This is a genomic window from Vibrio salinus, assembly GCF_021272385.1.
Taxonomy (GTDB): Bacteria; Pseudomonadota; Gammaproteobacteria; order Enterobacterales; family Vibrionaceae; genus Vibrio; species Vibrio salinus.
The window spans coordinates 1,073,887-1,097,098 of record NZ_JAJSDZ010000009.1 but is presented as its reverse complement, the minus strand read 5'-3'; the positions used below and the strand labels follow the sequence as shown (position 1 = coordinate 1,097,098).

The following is a 23,212-nucleotide window of genomic DNA, read 5'->3' as shown; positions in this document are numbered from 1 at the left end:
TTACAGACACCCATGGAACTAATATCACATTAAATGTATACTATTAACCTATTGGTTAAGTGATAAAAATATAAATTAATAATAAGAAGGAAAGAGAATTGAAGACATGTCAATTCGTATTAATGCTGACCTTTTGTTTGGTTAGTTTTCATACTGTAGCTTCCCCAATCAAACTAATAAGAAATTACAATCTTATTGTTTTTGATAATCTTAATTCGACCAGCGAAGTCGAGGGAAAAACATTTGTCGGCGGCAATCTGGGTGGTTCAGCATCCAACTATGGAACAAAGCTTTCAACTAAAAATAAAAGTGAAAACGCATTGACAATAGGTGGAAATCTTAAAGCCGGAACAACAGTGAACATCAACAACGGCCAAAATGTCTTGGTTGGAGGCCATACCAACGGTACGGTTAATTTAAATGGTGGTGGCTCATTAATAAACGCGACATCCGGCCACAATTTTTCCCAGGAACAATCAGAACTCACATCTTTTTCAGCTTATTTAAGTAGTTTAAACTCTAATTCCACATTAACAGCTCCCTTTGTTTGCTGCAGCATTGCCTCATTCGACATTGGAAGTATTAACAGTGATATTGCTGTATTTAATATTTCAAATTCGGATTTTTTTGGAAATAAGAATATTCAACAATACGATGTAAATCTGAACGAAGAATCACCTGCAGCGATCATTATTAATGTTTCCGGAACTGAAATTAACGATTCAACATTTTATGCTAATGCCGTGGGTGAAATATTAAGTAACGCCTTACGCGAAAAAATCATTTGGAATTTTTACGAAGCAAAAACAATCAACCTAACGAAACTACTCAACGGGAGTTTACTTGCCCCATATGCCCACCTGACAAACTGGACGCCTATTGAAGGCTCAGTAGTAGTAAACCGTTTTACTCAACATGGTGAAGTTCATTTGCATTCTTTTGAGGGGCATTTCCCAACAAAGGTTCCTGAGCCCCCGACGGTAATATTCTTAGGCCTGGGATTGTTAGCGCTTAAAGTACGACGTAATATAAAGCCCGCTTTGAAAAATAATATAAATATTAGTGTTACTGACTGACAGGAACCGGTTCCCAGTTCATGGTTCCATATAGTCAATAGTCAGAGCAATCGGAAACGGAACTGGTCTTTAGATTAATGCGTTGATTGAATTATCAGGAAACAGATATCAGGACAAGGAATTCATCATGTATAAATTTGTTATCACTATAAAATTAAAGCCAAACAGTCTTGAAAAAATTCTGGCTAAAGCGCCAGATGCGCAGAAAAGTACCAGGGCAGAAGACGGCTGTATTTCTTACGATTTTTTTACCTGTACAGATGATCCAAATAAACTGATCTTCATTGAATGCTGGAAGTCAAAAGAAGCACATGAATGGCACTGTGAACAGTCATACACCAAAGAGTTTATTGCTTTTCATGAACAATTTCATGAATCACTCACATTTGAAACGGTTAATATCTCGGCGTAACTCCCTTTTATTTCTTCTGACCAATACGTTCCGGAGTATATAAGAAAAACAAATCATACCGACATGAACTATACTCTGACTATATGTCATAGTGGAAAGTCAGATGTATCGTTGGATAATCGGGATAGTACTTGGCTGTCTCATTGTAATAACGGATCTGCCTGCTGCCGACACAATGAAACCTGACAATGTGTTACCCAGGACAGTCCCGGTACTGAATATCAGTGGTGCTATCGGACCAGCTGTAGGTGACTATGTCATCAATGAAATCCGGTATTTCAACAATCAGCCAAATACGCCTGCAATTATAATTACACTGGACACGCCGGGAGGGCTGGTCTCCAGTCTTCGTAAAATTAATCAGCAAATTCTTGCCTCTGAAATTCCTGTTCTTTGTCTTGTTTACCCCCAGGGAGCACGTGCAGCAAGTGCCGGTACCTACATTCTCTATGCCTGCAATATTGCAGCCATGGCACCGGCAACGACTCTGGGTGCAGCAACGCCAGTACAAATCGGTGGAACGACCGGTGAACAAAAGCAGGAAAAAGAAAGCGACAATAAGTCACCCAGCGCAATGGAAAAAAAAGTCCTAAATGACTCCATTGCTTATATTCGATCATTGGCACAGTTAAGAGGGCGAAATGCCGAATGGGCAGAAAAAGCCGTCCGGGAAGCGGCCACCTTGTCAGCCAATGAGGCGTTAGAAAACAACGTTATTAATCTTATTGCCGACTCTCCGGAGGCGATGCTCAAAAGCTTACATAATAAGTCCATTATAATGAATGATAAATCGCACAGGATGGATTTCAATAACGTCACGCTGAAAACCGCCCCACCCGACTGGCGCAATCAATTCCTGACCACCATCACGAATCCCAACATCGCTTATATCTTGATGATGATTGGCATTTACGGACTGATTTTAGAATTTTACAGCCCCAGTTTTGGTATTGCCGGCATCACCGGAGCCATTGCATTACTGGTCGCCTTGTATGCTTTTCAGCTATTGCCGGTCAATTATGTTGGTTTAGGGCTCATTCTCGTTGGTATTGCGTTACTGGCTGCTGAAGCCATGATTCCCAGTTTCGGTTTACTCGGTATTGGCGGAATCATCGCCTTCACTCTGGGATCCGTATTCCTGATGGATACGGATCTGCCGGAGTTAAAAATTTCAATGAACCTGATTTATTCCATTGCTGTTATGTCTGGCGCTTTCATCCTTTTCGTTCTGAAAACCCTCTGGCGTATCAGACACAAAAAAATTGTCAGTGGAATTGAAGCTCTTATTGGCTCTGAAGCTCAGGTCGACGACAGTTTTTCTGTTCAGGGGTTTGTGCTAATCCGGGGTGAACGATGGGCCGCAACCTGTGATCGCCCCCTGCATAAAGGGGACATGGTGATCATTGATGCGGTGAATGGTCTGACTTTACACGTTCGCAAGCGAACTGGGAGTGAGGGAAAATGATAGAATTAATACTTTCCAGCGGAATGCTTACGCCGTTTCTGAGCACTGTCCTGCTCATTGCGATTGCATTCAGCATGATCCGAATTCTGCGTGAATATCAACGAGGTGTAATTTTCTTTCTTGGCCGTTTTCAGGCCGTAAAGGGACCGGGATTGATCATTGTGATTCCGTTTGTTCAGCAAATCGTCAAAGTCGATCTGCGTACCGTGGTGATGGACGTACCCAGTCAGGATGTCATCAGCCGGGATAACGTCTCCGTCAGAGTCAATGCCGTTATCTACTTCCGGGTTCTCGATCCTCAAAAATCGATCATCAATGTTGAAGATTATTTTCAGGCCACTTCTCAGTTAGCGCAAACAACCTTGAGATCGGTTCTGGGCCAGCATGATCTGGATGAAATGCTATCCAACCGCGAAATGCTCAATGACGATATCCAGTCAGTTCTGGACGCCAGAACCGATGGGTGGGGAATCAAAGTATCCAACGTCGAGATAAAACATGTCGATCTGAATGAAACCATGATCCGGGCGATCGCCAAACAAGCCGAAGCCGAACGGGTCCGCCGAGCCAAAGTTATCCACGCGGCCGGTGAAATGGAGGCATCGGAAAAACTGGTTGAGGCAGCCAATCAACTGGCAAAAGAACCGAATGCCATTCTCCTTCGTTATCTTCAGACATTAACCGAAATTGCCGGAGAAAAAAGCTCCACCATTCTGTTCCCTATGCCGACAGAATTAATCAGTTCATTATTTAAAGCCAATAAAGATCGCTCAGAATAATACCGGTTTCTGACACCTTTAAAACACAAACAATTATTGTTAATGTGTCGTTAATATCATTCGTTAACGGCACAATATCATGAAAATATTCAGCAATTTCGAAAGTGGCAATATTCAGGTGGTGGATGCACAATCCAAAGACTCGATCCGGTTAACCATTAAACCGGATAATCAGTCCGAATTTGCGCAATGGTTCTATTTCCGGCTGGAATCAACCCCGCAGGAACGCCACTCATTTCAGCTTCTCAATTTATCAGCTTCGGCCTACCCGGACGGCTGGAAAAACTACGATGTCGTGGCCTCTTATGATCGTGAAGAATGGTTTCGCATACCGGCAACGTTTGATGGTGACACACTGACGTTTTCCGTCATACCAGAATATTCCTCGATGTATTTTGCTTACTTTGCGCCTTACAGTTATGAACGTCATCAGGATCTACTGCATCAGGCCCAGATGAATCACGACTGTCAGTTAGAAACACTGGGGCAAACTCTGGATGGAAACGACATCAGTCTTTTAACCATTGGTGAACCGGATAAAGACAAAAAAAGGATATGGATTACCGCACGTCAGCACCCAGGTGAAACCATGGCGGAATGGTTTACCGAAGGCTTGCTTCAACGCCTGCTGGACGATACCGATACCGTTGCGCAGGCGTTACTCGATAAGGCGGTATTTTATGTTGTTCCCAACATGAACCCGGATGGCAGCATACGCGGACACCTGAGAACCAATGCTGTCGGTGTCAACCTCAACCGGGAATGGCAAGCACCTTCACCGGAAAAAAGCCCGGAAGTATATTATGTCCGGGCCAAAATGCTTGAAACCGGTGTCGATATGTTTCTTGATATTCACGGAGACGAAGCGATCCCCTACAACTTTATTGCTGGATCAGAAGGGGTACCTTCGTACGATGAAAAAATGGCCCATCTGGAAACAGCCTTTAAAAACGCTCTGCTGACCATCACACCGGAATTTCAGGATCAGCACGGTTACCCGAAAAACGAACCGGGAATGGCGAATTTGACCGTGGGGTCCAAATGGGTAGCCGAACAATTTCACTGTCTCTCCAACACTATCGAGATGCCATTTAAAGATCACATTCTCCATCCTAATGAATTCTACGGATGGTCTCCTGAACGAAGTGTGGCCTTCGGACAAGATGTGCTGGCCGCCATACGAGCCGTTGCCGACGATCTGTAAAGGCAACGCCGGCTTTATGATGACAACAAAAAACCAGAACATCATCGTTCTGGTTTTTTCACAATGAAACAAAACAGATTAGATTTGCACTGCCGAATCCTTCGCAGCGACAGTAGAACCTCGTTTCACCGTTTTACCCCCCGGCTTTGAATTGGAAGGATAATCGGCTACGTCACTCACGGTATGAAAATCCGGATAAGAATTTGCACCATGCTCAGAGAAATCAAGACCGGCCAGCTCTTCATCACGGGATACTCTCATACCAATAACAGCATCAATGGCCTTAAATAAAATCATACCGGTACCGAATGCCCAGATAAAACAGGCGACAATACCAAGTAACTGAACGCCGACAACCGAAAGTGAGAATCCTCCCTGATCGAAGATACCCGCAGCCAGAGTCCCCCACGCACCACAAACACCATGAGCAGAAACCGCACCAACCGGATCATCAATTTTCATTTTATCCAGTGCCAACACAGAAACGACCACTAAAATACCGGCAACAACCCCAATGATAACAGCCGAAATCGGCGATACGTTTGCACAACCTGCAGTAATACCGACAAGACCGGCTAAGGCGCCGTTCAGCGTCATACCAACATCGCTCTTACCAAATTTAATCCAGGTATACAGCATAGAAGAAACGGAGCCAGCTGCCGCTGCTAAGGTTGTTGTAACCGCAATAGAAGCAATAGAAGAATCCCCGGTCGTAGTTGAGCCCGGGTTAAAACCGTACCATCCGAACCAAAGGAGAAACACACCCAGTGAAGCCAGAGGAATATTATGACCCGGAATCGCTTTACTTTTACCATTCGCATCGTATTTGCCTAAACGAGGGCCAACTACAATGGCACCAGCCAAAGCCAGCCATCCACCAACCGAATGAACCACTGTTGAACCGGCAAAATCAATAAAACCCAGATTTTCCAGCCAACCCTGACCATGATACAAACTACCCCAGGCCCAGCTACCAAACACCGGATAAATAATGGCTGAAACAAAAACCGAGTAAATTAAATAAGCACTGAATTTAGTCCGTTCTGCAACGGCACCAGAAATGATGGTGGCAGCAGTCGCACAGAAAACCACCTGAAACATCCAGAAAGCATAATTCCATGCCTGATCATCACCGGTTGCTCCACTAAAGAAAAAATCAGATGTACCAAAAAGGCCATTAGTGGCACCAAACATAAGGCCAAAACCGACAGCCCAAAATGCTAATGAACCTATACAGAAATCCATCATATTTTTCATCATGATATTGGCTGCATTTTTGGCTCTGGTTAATCCGGTTTCAACCATGGCAAAGCCAGCTTGCATTAAGAAGACCAAAAAAGCCGCAATCAGCGTCCATACAAAATTCAAATTGCTCTGAACCGTATCAGCCGTGATCGGGTCATCCGCAAAACTAAGTACTGGCCAGCAAAGCAAACTGGCGATCAACATCCTTTTCGTTATTAATTTCATCACTATTAGCCTCATAATCAACAAACAATAGTCTCTACAAATTGTTTTTATCTTATTTTTCCCTTGCAGATATAATGGATGCATAGTTGATTCCAGACTGAATATAAATAAATTTTAATCATGCTTTGGCAATAAATTGCTAATGATTATTTTTAAAAAAATATACTTTTACAGTATGTTACAAAATTATTTTTATATTTAATCGATACAAAAAGTAATGAGTTTAAGATATTTAATTAATATTCTCCTACTTAAATCATCAAATATGCACCAATTTAGGCCACAATTGTAAGCTTGTGCACTAATTCATCACCAATAATGTCTTATTTATGACAATAGAAAGTTTTTCAAAGAATTAACCTATTTTTTACCTTTAGAGTTATACTTTGTTGGCTAATCACTGCTATTCATAAAGGACTTTCAGAGTGTGCCATCACCCCAATAAACATTGGTTTGAAGAAAACAGCACGGCTTGTGAAATATGTGATTGGATAAATCAAATTCCTCAAATTCCAACCGGATATCGTCTGCGATGTGAACGATGTGGGCATCTCTTATACTCACACTATCCTCAGCTAGCTCTTCAGTTATGGCTAAACAGTGCCATTGCCGTCATTATGTTCATATTGTCATTCTGTTTTTCTTTTCTGGGTTTTGCATCGAACGGTGTTGAACGACATATTTCTCTCATTGAATGTATTGTTAATCTTTCCGTCGAGCATCACCCACTACTTGGCATCATTGTTACCCTGCCCTTAATCGTCTTCCCATTTCTTTATCTCTGCTTTGTTATTCTTCTGCTGCTAATGATAAAATCCCATCAACAGCTCCCATTACGGCTATACGGGATGGTTCATTTACTGGAAAGTCTCAAGCCGTGGCTGATGGTCGATGTTTTTTTATTGGGTGCCTTAGTCGCCATCGTTAAACTGCAAAGTCTGGCTCAAATTGAGCTAGGACACTCATTCTGGGCATTCTGTTGTTTTGCTCTTTTGCTAATCCGGATTGTGTCTTTAGTAGATAAACGGTGGTTCTGGAACCAATTGAAAGGGAAAAGTGAAGAAATAACATATCATCACGGAACTGCCCGGTCACAACAGTTAACCGGTTGTCAGTTCTGTGGCGCACTAGTACCTCACAACGAGAAAAGCTGCCCAAGGTGCCATCACCTTATCCATAGCAGAAAAAAAAACAGCTTATCTAAAACCTGTGCTTTATTGTGCGCAGCATCCATTTTATATATCCCGGCCAATTTATACCCCATAATGATCACCACGTTTTTAGGGCAGGCTGAACCTTCAACCATTATCGGTGGAATTATTCTGTTGTGGGAAATGCACTCTTATCCGGTAGCGCTGGTCATTCTGGCAGCGAGCATCATCGTTCCTCTGGCAAAAATTCTGTCGTTATTCTGGTTATGCTGGAATACAAAATTCAAAACGCATATTCCACCCGCCAAAAAACAAAAAATCTATCACATTACTGAATTTGTGGGTAAATGGTCAATGGTTGATGTATTTGTTGTTGCCATACTGGCAGCTTTAGTCCAGTTAGGTACATTGATGAACATTATCCCCGGAAGAGCCGCTTTGTCTTTTTCATTTGTTGTTATTCTCACGATGCTGGCAGCTTTCAGTTTTGATCCTCGCTTAATTTGGGACGTTCAGGAGAAACACGATGCCCCAGAACAATAATTTAGAGTCTACAAAAAAATTTCATTTTAATACGATTTGGTTCGTCCCATTCATTGCGCTGGTCGTCGCCGCCTGGATGTTATATTCCAACTGGGCTGAACAGGGTGTCCAGATAACGATTGTAACTCACGATGCCGATGGGCTGGAAGCTGGAAAAACAAAAGTCAAAGCCCGCAATGTAGATTTAGGTGAAGTAACAGGAATCAAACTAAGCGAAGATTACGAAAATGCCATCATTACTGTTCAGATGAAAAAAGGAACAGAAAAACTCCTGACCAAGAATACCAAATTCTGGATTGAGAAACCGAGAGTGGGACGAGAAGGTATAAGTGGTTTAAGTACAATCATGTCCGGCTCATACATCAATATGCAGCCAAGTACGGATGGAAAAAGACAAATAACGTTTGATATGCTCTCTCAACCCCCCTTATCCACATCCGATGACCATGGAATCCGTATCCGGCTGTTCTCAAAAAATAATTCGAAGATTGATGTCGGAGCGCCGGTTCACTTTAGAGGATATCAGGTAGGCTATATTGAAAATGTTGGCTTCGACATAAAAAGAAGTGCCATTACTTATCAATTATTCATCAAAGCACCCTATGACTCATTAATCAATAACACCGTCCAGTTTTGGATGACTCCCGGTCTCTCCGTCAAAGGATCGGCGAAAGGACTGGAGGTTAAAGTCGACTCTCTGGAAACCTTTATCTCCGGCGGTATCAGTTTTGGGTCAATGTCTTCGAATGTTCAGCCTAAACCAGTCAAAGACCTGACCGAATTTCAGCTATTCAGCACGAAAGAGGATGCCATCAACCATCGTTACGATCAGCACCTGAGTTTTATTGCTTTGTTCAAAGGGAATATGTCCGGACTTGAACCCGGTGCTCCTGTTGAGTTTAACGGACTGCGCATCGGAACCGTAGCCGAAGTCCCCTTTAGTGGCATGACGATAGATGCGCTGTCAAAAGAGCAAATTTCGCATATTCCGGTGTTGATCAACATCGAACCTCAAAGGTTCAGTAAATTCAGAAATGCCGCTCTGTCATTAAACCAATGGCAAGAAAAGTTCATACAATCCTTCGGCGTTGGAATCAGTGCAACCCTATCGACCAGTAATCTGTTGACGGGTGCAAAACTGGTCTCTATTTCCTTTACCGGACCGAACAAACATTTCCACCTGAAACATTATGCGGGGTATCCGGTATTTCCAACCACCAACGACAGCCTTGCCTCCATGCAACACAAAGTGGAAACACTGCTCGATACGTTATCAAAACTGCCTCTTGATAAGTCAGTCAAAGAGTTGAATACCACATTACGCTCTGCAACAGATGCCATTCATTCGATTCACAGCATCAGCAGAAAAGTCGATGCCCTGCTTGCACAGAAAGAAACTCAGGCTCTGCCTGCCGAATTATCGAACTCTCTGAATTCACTAAACAAAACCTTGCAGCATTACCAGGCCCAAGGGGAAATTGGACAAAGTCTGGATCAAACCCTGAAAATACTTAAACAGGATCTGGAAGATTTACAACCTCTGATTCAGCAATTAAAACAAAAGCCCAACTCGTTGATTTTCGGCAGTTCAGAGGTACAAGATAAACAACCCCATGCCAATAATAAGTAGGACAGACTCATGATGCCAACATTGAAAAATAGACTCGTCATTCTGGCCTTTGGCCTGTTATTGACCGCCTGTTCTTCACCCGATGAAGCGCAAATCAAACAGTATTTGCTTCCTTATCCCGTGAACGTCAGTTCAAATTCCACATCAGAAAAGCATGGCGATGTATACAGGCTGAAATCCATATCCGTTCCGAATTATCTGCAAAAGCAGAACATTATTCTGGTTAATCAGGACGGTCAGGTTTATCAGGCAACGCATCATCTGTGGGCAGAGTCCATTGAAACTCAGTTGGAACAGAATACGCTGACATATCTGGCTACCCGTTTGCCCAATGTTCAGTGGATAGCCCCCTCCCAATACCAGATTACGGCGCCTTATCTTACGATTTCATTAGAAAAGTTCGATGCCAGCCAAAAGGGACACGTCAGCATCGCCGGATATTGGACGTTATGGTCACAAGATAACAAATTACTCAACCAAAAACGCTTTCACTATTCAGCGAACATGGGAAAGGATGGTTACGTTGCTATGACGGAAACCCTCTCCAAACTTTGGTATCAATCCGTTATTGAAGGATTTATCTCATCAACATTTCATAAAAAGGTCGAATGATTATGTAAAAATTTATTCTTTGCAGATAATAATTTGACGTATATCACGAAAAATCAAAAAACTGATTAAGCGCCACGCCTTTCCGCCGATTAAAAATTAAACATTTCACAGGAGAGTCATTGTGAATATATCTCAGTTACAGCAAGTGATTGGTACCCATCATGCTCCTGCCCAATCACATCATACCGAGCAAAATAAACCGGCAACCACCAGTACAATAGAGATGCCACAAAAACCGGAACAATTACAGAACAATCATAATGATCAGACTGATACTATAGACCCCAATGATCCATTTTTACAAATGAACACCGTTTCTTATCTCAACAACCTGTTAAAATTTCATAAAATCCACCTACAGGCTGAGCTAAGTAACTCGAACGGTCAGACTTATATCTCATTGAGTGATCAGTCAACAGGAGATTTAATCAAACGTTTAAAAATTGAGGATGTGATTACTGGCTTAAGACATGGCGACAGTTCAATGATTAATTTATCAATATAATAACCTCAACAGGGTCACTCATTTCCGGGCACCTAAATCTGACATACGCTGCATCGTCCGTAACTTTTCCAGTACTAGGATAGCGATTGTCTTCATCCATAGAACGTTATCAATAATTTTATTAACAAATCCATCCAGCACAAACTTTATTTTTACATCAGAGCAATCCGCTAATTGATAATTAAATACAAATTATCCCCTTTTGTTTCAACATCGGCCTTACCGGTTACATGTGCAACCGAAATATCCACCACAGCTATTTCATTTTCTTTCCAGCCATAGGTATATAAGTAGGGTTTTATATAATGCTCTCTTAAATTCGTCGTATTTTTAAACGCTTTTGATCTCGTTAACTGATAAAAATACTGACTGGTTTTCTGCTCATCTACTTTTACAATCACCTTTTTAAACCGTTCTGGCATTTTGAGATAACCATTAGGGTCGGCCGGTTCAATAATACCTCTCAACACGACGCGCTTTTCATGGTAAGCGTAGTTATACCCATATGTTGAATACGAAAAAGGAATAAAAAGAGTCATCATCAGCAACACTTTTCCCGGTGATGTCGGCGTCAGTAAAGCAATCATGATAAGACCAATAGGAAGAGTGATGCCGGAACGAAGCGGAACCTTAACGCCAAGGGCAATGACACTGGCATAAATAGAAAAGATGACGAAAAATACAACCAAAAGATATTTGAATTTCTGTTTAACATTGATCAAAAAAATCAGGAATACCGGAATAAAAAATAATGGGCTTAATCTGGAAAGATACAAAGCATTACGCTCAAAATTTCCGGCACTTTTTTCTATATTATCAAACAGGGAGATGAGGTTATGAACGGGCGTCGATTTTCTCCAGCCAGCGAACTCAATAAAATGCCCCTGACCACCTATGAATAATGTGTACCAATACACGGCTAACTGCGCTACGACGTAGCCAAGTATATAACCAGCGATCCAGATACAAACAAATTTAATTATCTGTTTCGCACTCCCCTCTGACAAACGAGCAATGTAAATCAAAGGTATTAGAAAATAAAAAGCAGGATAAGTAGCAAATAGGAGTATTCCCGATGTCAGAAACATTGCCGTAAACGAAATTTTTTCACGCAAACAGGCAAATAATGCTAATAATCCTATACCGGCAACCAATGTCATTGGCCACTTAAATAACATCGTAAAATAGGGAATATGAACTAAAGTCAGAGCGAAACAAACCACCAGCCACTTTTCACGAATCAGAGGTTTAATAACCTGGTAACCAAAAATAAAAACAAAGACATTGCACAATGGGAATGCAATCAACTGAGGTATTTGCCGCAATAAAGGAAACAAAATAAAGTTAATCCACCTTCCCTCTGACGTAAACTTTCCGGCATAACTTTCCATAAATGGTAATGCATCGTGCGCAACAGTCTCAAGCAAAGCAATATGCATATTAAAACACGTGACGACAATACAGAGAAAAACGACAAAATACCCGGCAACATTCCATTTTTGATTCCGGCTATAAGCACCTTGCAGACGGTGGACTAAATCGGTCATTTAACCTCCATCCCATAAGTAAACACGGCACGATAACCAAGATAATTAATCACCATAGAAACACCAATTGACATTGCCTGAGCTAAATACACATAAATATTTAATACATCGACAAATATATACACGGCTCCGGCACTGCATGAAATGGAGACCAGATTAACAACGCAAAATGGGATAAACTGCCCTTTTCTTGCTGCGGCTCTAAAAACAAAACGTCGGTTAAGGATAAAACTGACCATCATACCAATAAAAGAAGACAGTACCGAGGCAATCAGATAATATTTTAGTAAATACAATAAGATAACGAAACTAAGATAAGCAACAACTGTGTTGATAACACCCACAACACTGAAGCGTAATTTCTGAAGTAACTCAGCACTGAAATAAGCATTAAGCAGCTTGACTATGTTCTGCACGTTGTTGCCTTTTATCTGTTTTTTTCACTATATAGAGAGGACGTCCCTTCGATTCATTATAAATTCTGGCAATATATTCTCCGAGAATCCCTATAGAGATTAGCTGAACCCCACCAATAAACAAAACCGACACTAATAAGGAAGTCCACCCAGAGACCCAATGTTCGGTCATCAAACGGACATAAACAGAATATAAGAGAATAAAAAAGGCGATCCCTGAGCACAAAAAACCCATCATAATAGACAGTTTCAGGGGTTTTACTGAAAAAGAAAGAATACCATCAAAGGCAAACTTAAGCATTTTTCGAAGCGGATACTTAGATTCTCCTGCCAAACGGGGAGAACGTTCATAGGCTACCGACGTCTGGTTAAAACCAATCCAACTCACCATGCCTCTGATGAACCTTGATTTTTCAGGCATCGCTGTTAATTGATCGACCACCTGACGGTCCATCAGACGAAAATCACCTGTATCGAGAGGAATCGATACTTCCGACAATTTATTCAAAAGACGATAAAAAAGTTTTGCCGTCGCTTTCTTAAATATACTCTCACCTTCACGAGATAAACGGGTACCATAAACAACATCATAGCCTTTCTCCCACTTATCAATCATATCTTCAATGATTTCAGGCGGGTCCTGTAAGTCGGCATCGATTAGAACAACCGCATCTCCCCGGCTCGCATCAAGTCCGGCACTTACCGCAGGTTGATGACCAAAGTTACGGGAGAAAGAAATGGTTCGTATATTGTGGTAACGACGACTGTAGGCTAATAATTTTTCTTCCGTCTTATCGGTACTGCCATCATTAACAAAAATAAGTTCAAACCGATACCTGCTGATTCCATTAGTAACCGCAAGTAATTTATCTACGGTAAAATCAATCACTTCACTTTCATTGAAACAAGGTATAACAACAGAAATCGTTTTACGCATAACATCAGTCCGGTGACAATTGAATGGATCTACACGTTAACAGCCCAATGTAAGAACAGTAACAGACAACGGTGAAATTTATACCATAATTGCTGAGCCAGTCAGGTACCTTCAAAAATACTTTATACAACAGCTAAAAATAGAAAAGCCAGAGATAACTCTGGCTTCCAATCAGCTATTGTACCCGGCTAATCCACTTATCGGATTTAAACCATTTATTATAAATACGATCGTAAGTCCCATCGCCCTTTATCTGCTGCAGATAATTATTCAGGAAATTAAGAAAATCCGGATCCCCCTGACGAATTGCCCATCCAAGAGGTTCAAAAGTAAATGCCTCATCCAGATGAACGACCTTTCCTTTATGTTGTGCTTCATACATTGCGTTGTAAGGCAAATCATAAACAAACGCATCAGCCTGACCATTGGCTACCTGAAGTACCGCATCAGCAGAAGTGTCATATAAGTCGATTTTTGCTTTTGACAGGTATTTTTTGGCAGCTTCCGCTCCGGTTGTCCCCATTTGAGTTGAAATGGTGTATTTAGGGTTATTCAAATCACGATAACTTTTGATTTTTCCCTTAAGTTTTGGAGAAATCAGAACTGTCTGACCAACCTGAATGTACGGATTTGCAAAGTTTACACTCATATTACGTTTAGGTGTCACCGTCATTCCACCAATGAAATCGCACTTGCCTGTTTTTAGTGCCGGAACAATTCCATCCCATGCCGTATTGACAGGGACGAACTTCACATCGATAGAACGAGCCATATGCTTAGCAATATCAATATCGAAACCAACATACCGTCCATCCTTACTTCTCATTTCGAATGGAATGTATCCTGCCTCAAAACAAAATTTCAGCTCTCCCGATTTCAGAATCTGACTAACGGTAGATTCGTCTGCAGAAACGTTCGCCGATATAAGTAACCCACTTGCAAATAAAGTCGCGGTTAACACCGAGCATACATTTTTTTTAAATTTATTTATTATCATTTAATTAATACATCCATTGTGTTGTGTTCAATAATAAAACGGCAGAATTATACGCTGCTTTTCACTTGGTAAGTAAAGGGAATCATTAAAGAAAACGAACAAAATTTCAATACATTATTTTTATAAGTAATACCATTTCATACCTACCACCTATTTTTTATTGTTTTCCGGCTATTTTTCACCGTTCTTCATTGGTGCATCCCGCTCTCAACCTTCAGACTAAAATGACTTTAACTTCATGATATATAAACAAATTTAATGCTCAAAAATGACTATTGATAATGATCAAATTTTATCAATAAACAGTTAGCGAATTGCAGACTGAGATCTACACTTATAGTGGTAAGTTGGATAGAGATTAACAGGAGGGCAATATGAGCTTAATACCAAGAGACTCATGGTCAGATTTTTATCGTTTATTTGATCATGCATTTCCTTCCGTCCGCTCTAACTTTGAACATGATTCTTTCTCTCCACGTGTTGACGTGGTAGAAAAAGAAACCGCGTTTGAAATTATCGCGGATCTACCCGGAGTTGCAAAAGAAGATATTTCCGTTACCTGTACTAACGGAGTATTAACTATTGAAGCTCACACTTCAAAATGTGTTGAAACAAAAGAAGAAGACAAAGTTATCCATCAGGAACGCTTTCAAGGGAAAATGGTACGTAGTTTCACGTTAAGTGATTATATTGATCCAAAAGAAATCTATGCCGAATTCCTAGACGGTGTACTGGAAGTCGTGGTTCCAAAACTGGACAACAAACCTGAAAGTAGCACGAAAATTGATATCAACTAGTCCTACTATTGATGGGGAAGAAAATAAAATCTTCCCCATTTATTACCTGGACGACCTTTAAACCATTTTATATTTGAATATTGTTAACAGAAACAGAAACCTCGATATTTCCACGAACCGCATTTGAATAAGGACAAACCTGGTGAGCCATTTTTACCATTTCAATGGCTTGTTCCTGAGGTAAATCCAACTCAGCTTCAAGACTCACGCTAAGAGCAAAACCGCCATCATCATTAGAACCAATACCAACAACTGCAGTAACCGGTGCAGATTTAAGCGATACTTTTGCTTCCCGTGCAACATGTAATATCGCATTGGAAAAACAGGCAGAGTAACCTGCCGCAAACAATTGCTCAGGATTGGTAGCACCACCAGCACCACCTAATTCTTTAGGGTACGTTAGATCTACTGCCAATAGCCCATCATCTGAAGAAACTTTACCGTTACGACCAGCCAGAGCGGTTGCTTTTGTCTGATATATTGTTTTCATAATTTCACCTTAATATTGCACAATTTAATTTTACACTATTTAATTTTATGCAATTTTAATTCGATCTATAGATGAAATGCAAGTATATTGTGCACAATTTATTTTTTTTATTGCCTGAAGAATATGATGAATAGCTGCAATACAGAAACAGTAAACAACAAATCGGATCAACCCCTTTTACTGGAAAATCAGGTTTGCTTTCCGTTATACAGTGCCGCCAATGCTGTCATTCGTGCATATCGGCCATTACTAAAAGAGCTGGATCTCACCTACGTTCAGTATCTGGTTATGATGGTGTTGTGGCAGGATGATGGCATCAGCGTCAAAAAATTAGGCGAGAAACTGCACCTTGACTCTGGAACATTAACGCCTCTGTTAAAAAGGCTGGAAGCAAAAGAATTACTTCACCGGAAACGAAGTGAATATGATGAACGAATCAGAGTGTTATTACTGACAGGGAAAGGACAACAGTTAAAAGAGAACGCAAGATCCGTTCCTGATTCAATGGTATGCAAACTACAATTAAATACCAAAGATTTAATTGCATTAAAAGAACTGTGTGAGAAGGTCCTTACTACTCTGGACTGATATGAATTAAACCTGAAACCATATCATCATATTTTTATCATATTTGTGACACATAAATAACCCACACTCTGGTGTAAGCATACAAATGTGGTTATAATTTAACCGAACATGAAAAGTATTCGTATATAATAATAGATTGTCTTTTTATTAGAAAAGCAACGACATGTCTGGCTAACGGTAATGGCTGTAGGTTAATTTATCGTTAGGAATTTTATCATGTCCAAAGAAAATGAAAAATCAGCTCAGATAGCTGTACGTGAGAGTTTAACTCAACTTCATGCTAATTTACTGAAAACTTCAGAAAAATTACGAAAAGCGGGCTTAAATTATAAACAAGCCGCAGAAAAAATCATGAGTTCACATTGATCATTATTGATTGATAAAGAAACAAGTCAGTTCTCATAATTTACTGGCTTGTTTTTTATTCCTCACAAAAAGCTTGGGTTACACTTCTACTGCCGTAAGCCACTTAAAACTCCCAGAACGACCGAGAGCAGATAATTAGTATAGGGAAGATTTCCAGCCTGCCAAATAACATCGCAAGACACATCAACCACTTACCGCTACTATGCAGCGGCTCAAACCCAGACGATGTTGTTCCCCATCCGATGCCCATATTATTAATACAGGCAGCAACGGTTCCAAATGCCGTTTCAAAATCTTCTCCGAGAGCAACCAGTCCCCATATAAACATGCAACTAAAAAAGATATAGATAAAAAACAGCCCCCAAACGGATCGCATAACCCGGTCTGACACAGCCTGACCACTGACTTTTGTTGTATATATCGCATTGGTTCGTATTAACTGATGCACTTCCTGTTTTGACTGACGGTACAGTAAAAAAAACCGCATCGCTTTAATCCCACCACAGGTTGAACCAAAACAACCACCAAAAAAACTGGCACCCAGAAGCAAAATAACAACCTGATCCGGCCAGTTAGGATAATTTGCTGAACCCAGTCCATTATCTGTCATAACAGATATTGCCTGAAAGAAACCGTGAACTAATGAGTCCTGAACACCAAACATTTTACTTCGGACTAATTCAATAACACTGATCCCAACGACAATCGACAAAATACTAATAAAAAACTTAAACTCCGGATTTGACCAAATGGGTTTCAATGTTCGCTTCGTGATGGCAATGTAATACAGAGAAAAGTTCACAGCGGCAAAAAGAGACAAGACACCCGCAACAAATTCAATTGGCAGACTGTGATAATAACCGATACTGTCACTGTGCGTTGAAAACCCACCCAACGATACCGTTGAAAGACTGTGACATATTGCATCAAACCAATTCATCCCTGCAAAGTGAAAGAAAAGTGTTCCCCCCAAAGCCAGTGAGCTGTATATACCCCAAAGGCTACGTGCAGTATCGGCCAGCCTGGGCGTTAACTTTTCCTCTTTCATAGGTCCGGGCATTTCTGCCTGATAAAGTCTGGCACCACCAATACCAAGGAAAGGCATCACAGCAACAGCCAGAACGATAATCCCCAACCCACCCAGAAAATTAAGCTGAGCACGATAAAACAAAATCGATTTCGGAAGATTATCAATATCAGAAAAAATCGAAGCTCCCGTAGTAGTAATGCCAGATACTCCTTCAAATACAGCATCGGTCAGACTTAAATTCAGTCGGGCATCCAGATAAAACGGTAAAGCACTGAGAGCGGAAAAAATAAGCCAAAACAAACAGGCAACCATGAACCCATCGCGCTTTTGCAAATAATGAGTTTGCTCCTGCGTCAAACGCCAGCCAATAACACCTATCCCCAGAGAAAGAACAAAACTGTACATAAACGGTGTAATGTAGCCATCACGAAAATACCACGACACCAGCACTGGAACCAACATGGTCAAACTATAAATGATGGTAAGAAAGCTACAAATGTGAAAGACAGTATTAAAACGAGAACTCGTATGAAACCCAGAATTAACAAATGCCATAAAATAGTCCTTAACTGACAGCACCAGGTTCATTTAAACTAAACAATCCATGAACCCGACAAGTTTGCGCCAACTTTACCAAACACTTATTCTTCAGACTTTACATGAAGATGTAAACCTTAGTTTTAGTTTTATCTATAGATTTCGCGCCTCTAATTTGATAGATGCTTAATGTATAAAAAAAGAGCCAGATAATCATCTGACCCACATATATATATAATACTATGAAAAATAAATACTAATTATCTACATCAGGTGTAAACAACCCTTTTTTCATAAAGAATTTAACCCACACTGCGGTAACCAGACCAATCGCCAGCAAAATGCCACCGGTAATACCGTAAACCAATGTCGTCATTTGCGGGGAAGGAGAGTTATGCAGTGCAATATATCCCATAGCAACAATTCCCAAAATCTGTGGAACAGGGTAAAACGGTGTCCGGTAAGGTCGTGGCATATTGGGATAACGTCTGCGCAGTACTATGACGTCAATATGAGCAACCATATAAGCCAGAAGCCAGCTTGTTGTTGCCGCAATAACCAATACGATTAAAGAGTCGACATCAACAATCAGATAAGGAATTGAGGTAGCAACCGCCAGCAGAACCATCGCAACCCATGGTGCGCCAAACCGATTTGTCGCTTTAAGCTGAGGGAAAGCCTGCCCTTGTACCGCCATTCCATGTAGCATCCTTGGAATGGACGCCAAAATCGTATTCATTGTACTGCATGTAGCCGCAAGAGCCATCACAGTTGCCATCAAAAGACCGGCTTTCCCAAATACATCCTTGATATAATCCAGATATGGAAGGGGAGATTTCAATAATGTATCAACATTCATATATAAACTGGCGCCGTAAACAAAAGCCAGAAAAATGAGAAAAATCATAAACAGAGAAAAATGCATGGCCTTAGGAATATTTTTCTTCGGCTGTTTTACCGCATTAATCATCGGACAGATAAACTCAACTCCAACCATCAGCCACATTGCCAGAGCAATGAGACCAACAAAACTCCCATTAAAAACACCGGTAAAACTCCAGTCAACAGTTGCTCCGGTAAGGCGTGGATGCGGTTCAGCAAATCCGGTAATAGCACCTAATCCAACCAATATTAATGCTGCGACCAGAACAAAAGCCAGTAAATTCTGAACACGAGCAAATACATCAGCCCCAATAAGATTTGTGATACACAACACCGCCAATATAACCAACGGAACCACTTTATCCGGTATTAGCCCAGGTAATAACTGATCAATCATGGCATCAACCAATACCATTTCAACAGGTAGAGCTAATACAGCTACAACAACATATCCGGCAAAAACAGACAGAATGGCCGGGAAGTGGCCAATCGCTTTTTGAGTATAAGTCGCCAGTGTTCCCTCGTTCGGAAACATCAATGACAGCTCGGCAAAACTCATGGCATTAAACTGAGCAAGGATTAATGCTGACACCATAGCCGCAACAAACCCCATGCCTCCAATGGCAATACCCTGCATTGCTGAGATCATTGCCCCCTGAACAATAACCAAACCTATGCAGATTCCCATCATTGTCGGTAAACCCAGTTTTCTCTCCGGGGTTTTCGTTTCTGGTCCCTCAGTATGTCCGATACTACCTGAGTCAATCATTTCACTCATAGCTTTCTTCCTTATATCACTAATTTCCCGCTTTCTATCCTAAAAGCGGCCTAACCTGTAAGGTGACGGATCAATAATCGGCGCCACCCCACTCACCAGATCCGCGGCTAAATGACCGGCTGCCGGACCAGTTCCGAACCCATGTCCGGAAAATCCGGTTGCGATGGTCAACCCCTGCAATTTATCAACATGGTCTATGATTGGTTTTGAATCTGGTGTGACATCGATGAGCCCCGCCCATTCTTCGTCAATCTGAGCACTGTTAAATTCTGGCCAGGCATTACGCAAATTTGTTAATGCTTCCTGATTTAACGCAGGATTATGCTCTGGATCCATAATGCGGATATTTTCAAAAAATGAAGGAGACTCACCGGACCAACGCCGGGGAACTCTTAAATCTTTTATAAAGTGCTTCCCTAATGAAATACGTAATGCACTTCCCTGCTCTTTTAACTGGCTCAGATAACGATGTCCAATTAACAAGTGATCAAGAGTCAACGGCGCTTCAATTGCCCCTCTCTGCATAATGACAAACCCGCCACCCAGATGTTTACGAAAAGAAAAATCCGGCCCTGCCACAGAAATGTCGGTCGGACCAGACATTGGTTTTGTACGTAATACAGAACAAATCAAGTGCAGAGCAGGAATTGAAATACCCTGATTTCCCAGAAAGCGCCTCGACCAGGCCCCACTTGCCAGTAATACCTGATCGCATTGAATCTCACCTTTTTCAGTGATAACACCACTTACTTTTCCGCCGGATTTCGATAATGTTCTGACTGCACAATTTTGAACAATCACTGCGCCTTTTTTGATTGCGGCTTTTGCCATTGCACTGGTGGCTATTGAAGGTTCTGCTCTGCCATCGGATTTTGTATACAATCCACCTTTCCAGCTACCTTTCCCCCTGGGAACCATGTCATCGATTTCTTTTGATGACAAAAGTCTGGAGTCAAGATTATGGTCTTTTACTGATTCTAGCCAGGCTTCCTGAACCGCATTGTATTCTTCTGTCGACGAAAGAAACATAATGCCACTTTGCTTGTAATCCACATCACAACCAACCCGCTCTGACATTGAAGCCCATAGCTTATCCGCAGCTAATGCCAAAGGTATATCATCATGGTGACGATTGGTTTTCCTGATCCACCCCAGATTCCGGGCTGACTGTTCAGCGGCGATAAATCCTTTTTCAATTAATACAACCGGTATGTTACGTTCCGCCAGTGTCAATGCAGCACTAACCCCAACAATTCCGCCACCAATGATGACAATACTTGTCGATTTAGGTAACTCATTCGGTGTATCAATATATTCAAGCGTTTTTATCATAAAGATCCCCTAATGGCCGTGAAACCCGAGCCCGACGGCCACAACATGTATTACTAAGAAATATGAATTCTTTCTGCATCGAGTTTTGAAGCTCCCCGGTATGCAGTCACTTCAATCTCAACTTTATAAATGGTTGAGCCCAGCGGAGGACAAGTCACCGTAACCACAGGATCAATATCCTTGAACTTACCCCCGAAAAACTCCATAACAGACGACACATGAGAAGGGTCCTGAATAAAAACTTTTGCTGAAATCACATCTGCCATACATGACCCGGCTGAGATTAACGCCCGATCAATATTGATAAAAATTTGTTCTGTCTGCTCAAAAATATCGTCGGGCATCTCCCCGGTTAATGGGTTACGACCGGCAGTATTCGAAACAAAAATCCAGTTATCGACGACCACTGCTCTGGAGTAACTGGCAATCTCTTCAAATTTAGAGCCAGACTTAATTTTCATGATATGCGTCATTTCTCTTCCCTTTCCCTGATATAACTGTCCTTTAACTGAATCAACTTAGTTCAGGGGTTTCCCATAAATTCAATGTCACACCAAGCCCTTTATCAATCGCATTACGGTAAATTTTGGTTCCCCATGCCACATCTTCTACCGGCATACCACCGACTGACATCACGACAATTTCCTCATCATTCTTGCGTCCTGGCGACACACCCGCCACAATCTCACCCAGGTCTTCAAGCTCGTTCATGGTTACTTTGCCTTCATCAACCATATCCATAAAACGCACACCGATAATTGGAATATACTGATGAGCCGGCTTTGGTACTTCTTCAAACCAGGCCTGATAAAGACCTGTGTTATCAAGGACTTTTCGAACATCCGAACGTTCCATACCTGCATCCAGACGACAATAGGCAGGCATTGCTAAGAACGCCCCCGGTTTTACCCATTCACGTTTCACTTCAGGATACGTTGACGGATCCCCTGTTTCACCGGAATTACAGTAAGTAACGATGTCAGAACCACGAACAACGTCCTCTATTGAATCAACCACTTCCACTTTGGTTATCTGAGGAAAGCTGGCCGCTACCCATGTCATAAAACTATCAAGACTGGTTTTACCTCTGCCCTTCACTTTAATCGTATCGATATCCGGGCACTCCGCCATAAATGCAGCAACTGCTGTTTTCCCCATCACTCCGGGACCAAGAAGGCCAATCACTTTAGAGTCTTTACGAGCGAGATAGCGAGCCCCTACCCCCGGCACGGCACCGGTCCGGTAAGCAGAAAGAAGATTCGCAGACATGTAAGCAAGCGGTGCGCCTGTATCAATATCATTCAGAATGAACATCAGAATAGAACGAGGAAGCCCTTTCTCCCGGTTCGCGATGTTTGAACCGTACCACTTAACACCACAGGTTTGAAAATCACCACCAAGATAAGCAGGCATTGCCATTAAACGACGATCTGCGGTCGGTTTAGGCATCGTCGGAAATGGGGATTCTTCCGGAAATGTCACCATAGCACCGTGAGAATCATTATTTTCTCCTGCCATCCGGTAATCACCGGAATGAAGTAACCTGAACATCTCTTCCATTGCATCGACACATTCAGGCATGTTCGTCACACCCGCTTTAATCATGTCCTGCTCTGAAAGGTAAATAAAATCAATCTTCGTACTATTCGACATGGTATCTATATCCTT

At 41.6% G+C, this 23,212-nt stretch carries 23 protein-coding genes; 12 read left to right on the top strand and 11 right to left on the bottom strand.

Features of this window, described 5'->3' with window-relative positions; all coding sequences use genetic code 11:
- Positions 1 to 98: 98 nt before the first annotated feature.
- The 5 genes from LRQ06_RS13345 to LRQ06_RS13325 all read left to right on the top strand — a co-directional run bounded on the left by LRQ06_RS13345 (position 99) and on the right by LRQ06_RS13325 (position 4,936).
- A complete protein-coding gene (locus LRQ06_RS13345; protein WP_232767083.1) occupies positions 99 to 1,076 on the top strand; it encodes a collagen-binding domain-containing protein in 978 nt (325 codons plus the stop codon).
- Between the two features lie 127 nt (positions 1,077 to 1,203).
- Positions 1,204 to 1,488, top strand: coding sequence for a putative quinol monooxygenase (locus LRQ06_RS13340; RefSeq protein WP_232767081.1), 285 nt, complete (start codon positions 1,204 to 1,206; stop codon positions 1,486 to 1,488).
- Between the two features lie 103 nt (positions 1,489 to 1,591).
- Positions 1,592 to 2,953 (top strand): NfeD family protein, encoded by a 1,362-nt coding sequence (locus LRQ06_RS13335; RefSeq protein ID WP_232767079.1) that lies wholly within the window; start codon positions 1,592 to 1,594, stop codon positions 2,951 to 2,953.
- A complete protein-coding gene (locus LRQ06_RS13330; RefSeq protein WP_232767077.1) occupies positions 2,950 to 3,732 on the top strand; it encodes a slipin family protein in 783 nt (260 codons plus the stop codon). The genes LRQ06_RS13335 and LRQ06_RS13330 overlap by 4 nt, the downstream gene beginning before the upstream one ends.
- Positions 3,733 to 3,811: 79 nt before the next feature.
- On the top strand, positions 3,812 to 4,936 hold the full coding sequence (locus tag LRQ06_RS13325) for a M14 family metallopeptidase (protein WP_232767075.1): 1,125 nt from the start codon (positions 3,812 to 3,814) through the stop codon (positions 4,934 to 4,936).
- Between the two features lie 78 nt (positions 4,937 to 5,014).
- Here LRQ06_RS13325 and LRQ06_RS13320 read toward each other — a convergent pair whose 3' ends face one another.
- The gene (locus LRQ06_RS13320; RefSeq protein ID WP_232767074.1) at positions 5,015 to 6,406 is read right to left on the bottom strand and encodes an ammonium transporter; all 1,392 of its coding nucleotides are present in this window, start codon (positions 6,404 to 6,406) and stop codon (positions 5,015 to 5,017) included.
- 425 nt (positions 6,407 to 6,831) lie between these two features.
- Here LRQ06_RS13320 and LRQ06_RS13315 point away from each other — a divergent pair, with 425 nt between their 5' ends.
- The 4 genes from LRQ06_RS13315 (at position 6,832) to LRQ06_RS13300 (ending at position 10,847) form a co-directional block, all read left to right on the top strand.
- Positions 6,832 to 8,100 carry a PqiA/YebS family transporter subunit gene (locus tag LRQ06_RS13315; protein WP_232767072.1) on the top strand — a complete coding sequence of 423 codons (1,269 nt, stop codon included), beginning with the start codon at positions 6,832 to 6,834 and terminating at the stop codon, positions 8,098 to 8,100.
- Complete coding sequence (gene pqiB, locus LRQ06_RS13310; protein ID WP_232767067.1) at positions 8,084 to 9,730, top strand: intermembrane transport protein PqiB; 1,647 nt, start codon at positions 8,084 to 8,086, stop codon at positions 9,728 to 9,730. The genes LRQ06_RS13315 and pqiB overlap by 17 nt, the downstream gene beginning before the upstream one ends.
- 9 nt (positions 9,731 to 9,739) lie before the next feature.
- On the top strand, positions 9,740 to 10,342 hold the full coding sequence (locus LRQ06_RS13305; protein ID WP_232767065.1) for a PqiC family protein: 603 nt from the start codon (positions 9,740 to 9,742) through the stop codon (positions 10,340 to 10,342).
- Between the two features lie 121 nt (positions 10,343 to 10,463).
- Positions 10,464 to 10,847: a hypothetical protein gene (locus tag LRQ06_RS13300; protein WP_232767063.1), complete on the top strand. Its 384-nt coding sequence runs from the start codon at positions 10,464 to 10,466 to the stop codon at positions 10,845 to 10,847.
- A gap of 170 nt (positions 10,848 to 11,017) precedes the next feature.
- Here LRQ06_RS13300 and LRQ06_RS13295 read toward each other — a convergent pair whose 3' ends face one another.
- From LRQ06_RS13295 to LRQ06_RS13280, 4 genes are all read right to left on the bottom strand, one after another.
- Positions 11,018 to 12,394, bottom strand: a complete 1,377-nt coding sequence (locus LRQ06_RS13295; RefSeq protein ID WP_232767061.1) for a GtrA family protein — start codon at positions 12,392 to 12,394, stop codon at positions 11,018 to 11,020.
- Entirely contained in the window at positions 12,391 to 12,810 is a 420-nt protein-coding gene (locus tag LRQ06_RS13290; RefSeq protein ID WP_232767059.1) for a GtrA family protein, read from the bottom strand. Before LRQ06_RS13290 ends, LRQ06_RS13295 begins: the two co-directional genes overlap by 4 nt.
- Positions 12,785 to 13,747 carry a glycosyltransferase family 2 protein gene (locus LRQ06_RS13285; protein ID WP_232767057.1) on the bottom strand — a complete coding sequence of 321 codons (963 nt, stop codon included), beginning with the start codon at positions 13,745 to 13,747 and terminating at the stop codon, positions 12,785 to 12,787. The genes LRQ06_RS13290 and LRQ06_RS13285 overlap by 26 nt, the downstream gene beginning before the upstream one ends.
- Positions 13,748 to 13,922: 175 nt before the next feature.
- A complete protein-coding gene (locus tag LRQ06_RS13280) occupies positions 13,923 to 14,744 on the bottom strand; it encodes a transporter substrate-binding domain-containing protein (RefSeq protein ID WP_232767055.1) in 822 nt (273 codons plus the stop codon).
- A gap of 374 nt (positions 14,745 to 15,118) precedes the next feature.
- On the opposite strand from LRQ06_RS13280, the gene LRQ06_RS13275 reads away from it, so the two are divergent.
- Entirely contained in the window at positions 15,119 to 15,541 is a 423-nt protein-coding gene (locus tag LRQ06_RS13275; RefSeq protein WP_232767054.1) for an Hsp20/alpha crystallin family protein, read from the top strand.
- A 67-nt stretch (positions 15,542 to 15,608) separates the two neighbouring features.
- On the opposite strand, the gene ohr is transcribed toward LRQ06_RS13275, so the two are convergent.
- The gene (ohr, locus tag LRQ06_RS13270) at positions 15,609 to 16,031 is read right to left on the bottom strand and encodes an organic hydroperoxide reductase Ohr (protein ID WP_232767053.1); all 423 of its coding nucleotides are present in this window, start codon (positions 16,029 to 16,031) and stop codon (positions 15,609 to 15,611) included.
- Between the two features lie 126 nt (positions 16,032 to 16,157).
- Here ohr and ohrR point away from each other — a divergent pair, with 126 nt between their 5' ends.
- Positions 16,158 to 16,619 carry a transcriptional regulator OhrR gene (gene ohrR / locus LRQ06_RS13265; protein WP_232767198.1) on the top strand — a complete coding sequence of 154 codons (462 nt, stop codon included), beginning with the start codon at positions 16,158 to 16,160 and terminating at the stop codon, positions 16,617 to 16,619.
- Between the two features lie 216 nt (positions 16,620 to 16,835).
- Positions 16,836 to 16,985, top strand: coding sequence for a hypothetical protein (locus LRQ06_RS13260; protein ID WP_232767051.1), 150 nt, complete (start codon positions 16,836 to 16,838; stop codon positions 16,983 to 16,985).
- Between the two features lie 103 nt (positions 16,986 to 17,088).
- On the opposite strand, the gene LRQ06_RS13255 is transcribed toward LRQ06_RS13260, so the two are convergent.
- The 5 genes from LRQ06_RS13255 to LRQ06_RS13235 form a co-directional block, all read right to left on the bottom strand.
- Positions 17,089 to 18,570, bottom strand: coding sequence for a TrkH family potassium uptake protein (locus tag LRQ06_RS13255; RefSeq protein WP_232767049.1), 1,482 nt, complete (start codon positions 18,568 to 18,570; stop codon positions 17,089 to 17,091).
- A 238-nt stretch (positions 18,571 to 18,808) separates the two neighbouring features.
- Positions 18,809 to 20,212, bottom strand: a complete 1,404-nt coding sequence (locus tag LRQ06_RS13250) for an APC family permease (RefSeq protein WP_232767047.1) — start codon at positions 20,210 to 20,212, stop codon at positions 18,809 to 18,811.
- A gap of 39 nt (positions 20,213 to 20,251) precedes the next feature.
- Positions 20,252 to 21,544, bottom strand: coding sequence for an NAD(P)/FAD-dependent oxidoreductase (locus tag LRQ06_RS13245; protein WP_232767046.1), 1,293 nt, complete (start codon positions 21,542 to 21,544; stop codon positions 20,252 to 20,254).
- 53 nt (positions 21,545 to 21,597) lie between these two features.
- Positions 21,598 to 22,017 carry a RidA family protein gene (locus tag LRQ06_RS13240; protein ID WP_232767044.1) on the bottom strand — a complete coding sequence of 140 codons (420 nt, stop codon included), beginning with the start codon at positions 22,015 to 22,017 and terminating at the stop codon, positions 21,598 to 21,600.
- 40 nt (positions 22,018 to 22,057) lie between these two features.
- The gene (locus LRQ06_RS13235) at positions 22,058 to 23,197 is read right to left on the bottom strand and encodes an ornithine cyclodeaminase family protein (RefSeq protein ID WP_232767042.1); all 1,140 of its coding nucleotides are present in this window, start codon (positions 23,195 to 23,197) and stop codon (positions 22,058 to 22,060) included.
- Between the last annotated feature and the right edge of the window lie 15 nt (positions 23,198 to 23,212).